This window comes from Micromonospora sp. NPDC049257 (assembly GCF_040678915.1).
GTDB lineage: Bacteria > Actinomycetota > Actinomycetes > Mycobacteriales > Micromonosporaceae > Micromonospora > Micromonospora antibiotica.
Genome location: NZ_JBFAQU010000028.1, coordinates 72,737 through 77,158 on the forward strand (window position 1 = coordinate 72,737; position 4,422 = coordinate 77,158).

Here is a 4,422-nt window from a genome sequence, read left to right on the forward strand (position 1 = left end):
GTTGCCCCCCCCACCGGCCGTAGCCCAGACGCGCCATCCCGGGGCCGGGGGCGCCCGCGGCCCGGGGGGCGGGGGCCGGCTGCCCGCCCGGGCGGGCAGCCGGGCCCAGCCGGTGGTCGGCCAGCGGACGCCCCGGCCCAGCCGGTGGTCGGTTCAGCGGGTGGGGGTGCGCAGGGGTTCGCCGACGGTGCGTAGTTCGGCCAGGGCGGCGGCGACGCCGTGCAACAGATCGGTCGCCTCCATCAGCCGGGCGGCGGCCGGGTCGGCGACGACCTCCGGTTGGGCGTCCTCGGCGACGTAGCCGGCGGCGGCGGCGACCAGCCCCTCGTAGGCGGTCACCCCGTCGACCAACTGGTCCCGCAGGGCCCGGTGGGCCTCGGCGAGCCGGGGCCGGGCCTCGGGCGGGGCCAGCCGCAGGGCGCGTTCCACGCCGGCCGTCCGGTCGGCCAGGTCCCGCAGCGACCGGTCGGCGGCTGCCGCCTCCAGCACCGCCGGCTCCGCCAGGCCGGTCAGCCGGGGCGCGATCCCGGCCAGGGCGAGCGCGGCCCGGTCCAGCCGCGCCCAGGACTCGGCGGCGGAGGTGCCGCGCAACGCGAACCGGGAGCGGAACCGGCGGGCCTCGGCCAGCACACCGGGGCCGACCGGGAGGCGTTCGACGGCGGCGACCAGTCGGGCCCGGGACCGGGCGGCGGCCTCGGCCGGGTCGAGGGCGGGTGGGACCGGGCGGGCGGCGAACGCCCGCAGGTCGATCCAGCGCCAGGCGGCCAGCGCGACGGCGCTACCCGCGGCACCGGCCCAGGCCGCATCGGGCAACCCCAGTCCGGCGTACGGGGTCAGCACCGCCGCCGTGCCGGTGAGCCCACCGGCCAGGACGCTCCACCGGCGGGCGGAGCGCCGCAGCCGGCCCAGTCGACGGAAGTGTCGCGTTCGCTCGTCGGCCACCCGTACCTCCTCGTGCCGGCCGCTCAGCCGGCGGTGGTGTCCCCCACGCCGCGGTCGCGGCCCATGCTGGCCCGGATCTCGTCCAGCCGGGCGGCGGCGGCCGGGTCGGCCGTCGGGGCGGCCGGCTGGGCCTGCTGCTGCACCGCCGGCTGCTCCTGCCGGCCACCGAGCTGGTCACCGGCCATGCTGGCCCGGATCTGCTCCAGCCGGGAAGAACCGGCGCTGTCCAGGGTCGACTTCTGGATCTCCAACATCCGCCCCTCGACGGAGTTGCCGGCCAGCTCGGCACGGCCCATCGCGTTGGCGTAGCGGCGCTCGATGCGGTCGCGCACCTCGTCCAGCGAGGGGGTGTTGGTCGGCGCGGTCATCGAGGACATCGACTCCAGCGAACGGGCCACGCTCTCCTGCATCTTGGCCTGTTCGAGCTGGCTGAGCAGCTTGGTCCGTTCGGCGAGCTTCTGCTGGAGGATCATGGAGTTGTTCTCGACCGCGCGCCGGGCCTGGGCGGCGGCACCGAGCGCCTGGTCGTGCAGGGTCTTGAGGTCCTCGGTGGCCTGCTCGGCCGAGACCAGCTGGGTGGCGAGCACCTGGGCGGACTGCTCGTAGCGACCGGCCTCGACCTCGTCGCCCTTGGCCCGGGACTGGTCGGCGAGGACCAGTGCCTGCCGGGCGTTGCCCTGGAGCCGCTCGACCTCGGTCATCTGCCGGGAGAGCTTCATCTCCAGCTGCCGCTGGTTGCCGATCACCGCCGCCGCCTGCTGGACCAGCGCCTGGTGTTGACGCTGCGCGTCCTCGATGGCCTGCTGGATCTGCACCTTGGGATCGGCGTGCTCGTCGATCTTGGCACCGAAGAGCGCCATCAGGTACTTCCAGCCCTTGACGAACGGGTTCGCCATCTCCGCGGTATCCCCTCAGTAGCGTCGCTGCGCCCCGGCCACACCGGGGCCGGACGGGCCGCACGGAGCGCCCCATCGTCGCAGCCCGACGCCAACAGGGTCGTTCGGGCTGCGGGAGTGCTCCGGCGACCTGCGATCAACACTACGCGGCGTCGGCCACCCCGGCCACGGGACCGGACGGGGGTCAGGCGGCGCAGACCACGTCACGGTCGCTGGGACGGACCCGGGAGCTACGCAGGGTGGCCTTCAGCGGGGAGTCCTGGCGGACCGAGACGGCGACCGCGCCGTCGGTGGTCACCTGACGCACGCCCCGGCCGGTGGCCTTGCGCACACTCCCGGCGGCGGCCGGGTCGTCCTGCACCGGCATGAGCACGCCCGGCAACTGCTCGGCGAGCGCGACGGTGTCGCTCACCTCGCGCAACAACTCGGACAGGCGGGCACCGAGCGCGTCACAGATGGCGGCGAGCAGCTCGCTTGAGGGTTCCTTCTGGCCGCGCTCGATCTCGGACAGGTAACCGAGGCTGACGTTGGCGGCGGTGGAGACCTCGCGCAGGGTGCGGTGCTGACCCTGGCGGCGCGCCCGAAGTGCGTCACCGATCACCCGGCGTAGCAGGACCATCGCACCTCCCCCTGACGGGATTCACTCTCCGGGCGGATGGTCGCCCGCGCCGGACGCGGTGGACCGCGCCGCCGCCGACGCCGTACGCCGGAGCCTTCCCGCAACCGTACCCGTTGGTGGGCCCGGCGACATCCCACCCCGGCTGTCGGATCTGGACAAGGCTGGTCAGCGACGACCCGCGCCGGCCGGGGGGACGGTGGCCGTCGGCCCGGTGCGCGGGCCCGGCCCGGCTTCCGGGAAGGCCCGGTGGATCCGCGCCGCCACCAGGCGTAACGCCTCGATCACCGTGGCCGCCCGGATGTGCTCCCGCCCCCCGTCGAGGTCCAGCCGACGGACCACCGGGCCACCCGGGCCGGCCACCGCGACATAGACCAGGCCGACCGGTCTGCCGTCCTGCGGCTCGGGACCGGCCACCCCGGTGGTGGCCAACCCCCAGTCGGTGGCGCAGCGCCGCCGACCCCCCTCGGCCAGGGCGATGGCCACGTCCGGATCGACCGGCCCGCGTTCGGCCAGCAACTCCTCGGGTACGTCGGCCAACTCCGCCTTCAACTGCGTGGCGTACGTCACCAGTCCACCCCGGTAGACGGCGCTGGCTCCGGCGACGTCCACGATCGCGGCGGCCAGCAGCCCGCCGGTCAGGGACTCGACGGTGGCCAGGGTCTGCTGCCGCTCACGCAGGCTGTGCACCACACCCGCCGCAGGGCTGCCCACCGGTTGCTCGTGCTTCGCATCGGTCCCCATGCCGTCCTCCTTCCCCGAGGTCATCCCGCTACTCATGCTCTCCCGCCTGATCATCGCTGCCGGTGCCGGTGCCGGTGCCGGTGCCCGTGCCGACGGCCCGCCTGGGTGGGCGGGTCGGCCGGGGCTGGCGGGGCAGCCGGACGGGCAGGTCCGCCGAGGCTGGCGGGTCCGCCGGGGTGGGCAGGTCCGCCGGGGTGGGCAGGCCAGCCGGGGCCGGCGGGTCAGCCGGAACCTGGCGGGTCACCCGGTGAGGCCGGCGGGCCACCCGGTGAGGCCGGCGGGCCACCCGGGATCGGGCAGGTCAGCCGGTGAGGCCGGCGGGCCACCCGGGACCGGGCAGGTCAGCCGGTGAGGCCGGCGTCCCGGGCCAGCAGGGCGGCCTGGACCCGGTCGGCGACGCCGAGCTTGGCGAAGACCGCCGAGAGCTGGTTGCGGACCGTCTTCTCGCTCAGCCCGAAGTGCCGGGCGATCCGGGCGTTGGTGTCACCGGCGGCCAGCCGGCGCAGGATGTCCCGTTCCCGGGGGGTGAGCCGGTCGAACGGGGGCGGCAGCTCGACCGGCTGGCGGCGCAGGCTGGTCAGCACCTGTGGGCCGATCCGGGGGCCGAGGACGAGCCCGCCGCCGGCCACCGTACGCAGCGCGTCGACGATCACGTCCGGGTCGGTGTCCTTGAGCACGTAACCCCGGGCACCGGCCCGCAGCGACCGGCTGACCACGTCCTCGTCGTCGGACATGGTCACCATCAGCACCCGGGTCTCCGGTCGGGCCTGCACGATCCGGCGGGTCGCCTCCACGCCGTCGCCGTCGGGCAGCGCCACGTCCATCGCGACCACCCCCACCGGCTCGGTCAGCGCGATGCTGACCGCCTCGGCACAGGTGGCCGCCTCCACGACGCCGTCGACCCAGGTCTCGCCCTCCAGCATGGTGCGCAGGCCACGGCGGACCACCGGGTGGTCGTCCACGACCAGCACCCGCACCGCCCCGCCACGAGCCCCGTCTCCCGTCACTGCCCTCCCCCTCCCGCCGAGCCTTCCTCCCCCCGACCCCCACCCGCCCCGCCCCGCTCCGGATCCGGCCCGCTCGCGGTGATCAAGAGGTTCGCGTCATCCTCCGGGCGAATTCTGACGCAAACCTCTTGATCACCGGGGGCAGGCGGGGTGGGGGTGGGCGGGGCGGGGGCGGGTGGGGTGGGGGCGGGGGCGGGGGGGGTGTCGGGGGGTGGGA

General features: G+C 75.8%; 5 protein-coding genes. All 5 read right to left on the reverse strand.

What is annotated here, in order from left to right; all coding sequences use genetic code 11:
- Nucleotides 1–153: 153 nt before the first annotated feature.
- The 5 genes from AB0K25_RS27590 to AB0K25_RS27610 all read right to left on the reverse strand — a co-directional run bounded on the left by AB0K25_RS27590 (nt 154) and on the right by AB0K25_RS27610 (nt 4,205).
- A complete protein-coding gene (locus AB0K25_RS27590) occupies nt 154–942 on the reverse strand; it encodes a hypothetical protein (protein ID WP_219468538.1) in 789 nt (262 codons plus the stop codon).
- 23 nt (nt 943–965) lie between these two features.
- Entirely contained in the window at nt 966–1,838 is an 873-nt protein-coding gene (locus AB0K25_RS27595; RefSeq protein ID WP_208569340.1) for a PspA/IM30 family protein, read from the reverse strand.
- 184 nt (nt 1,839–2,022) lie between these two features.
- Complete coding sequence (locus AB0K25_RS27600) at nt 2,023–2,457, reverse strand: helix-turn-helix transcriptional regulator (protein WP_208569339.1); 435 nt, start codon at nt 2,455–2,457, stop codon at nt 2,023–2,025.
- A 165-nt stretch (nt 2,458–2,622) separates the two neighbouring features.
- Entirely contained in the window at nt 2,623–3,198 is a 576-nt protein-coding gene (locus AB0K25_RS27605; protein ID WP_219468530.1) for a CinA family protein, read from the reverse strand.
- Nucleotides 3,199–3,539: 341 nt separating this feature from the next.
- Entirely contained in the window at nt 3,540–4,205 is a 666-nt protein-coding gene (locus AB0K25_RS27610; RefSeq protein WP_219468528.1) for a response regulator transcription factor, read from the reverse strand.
- Between the last annotated feature and the right edge of the window lie 217 nt (nt 4,206–4,422).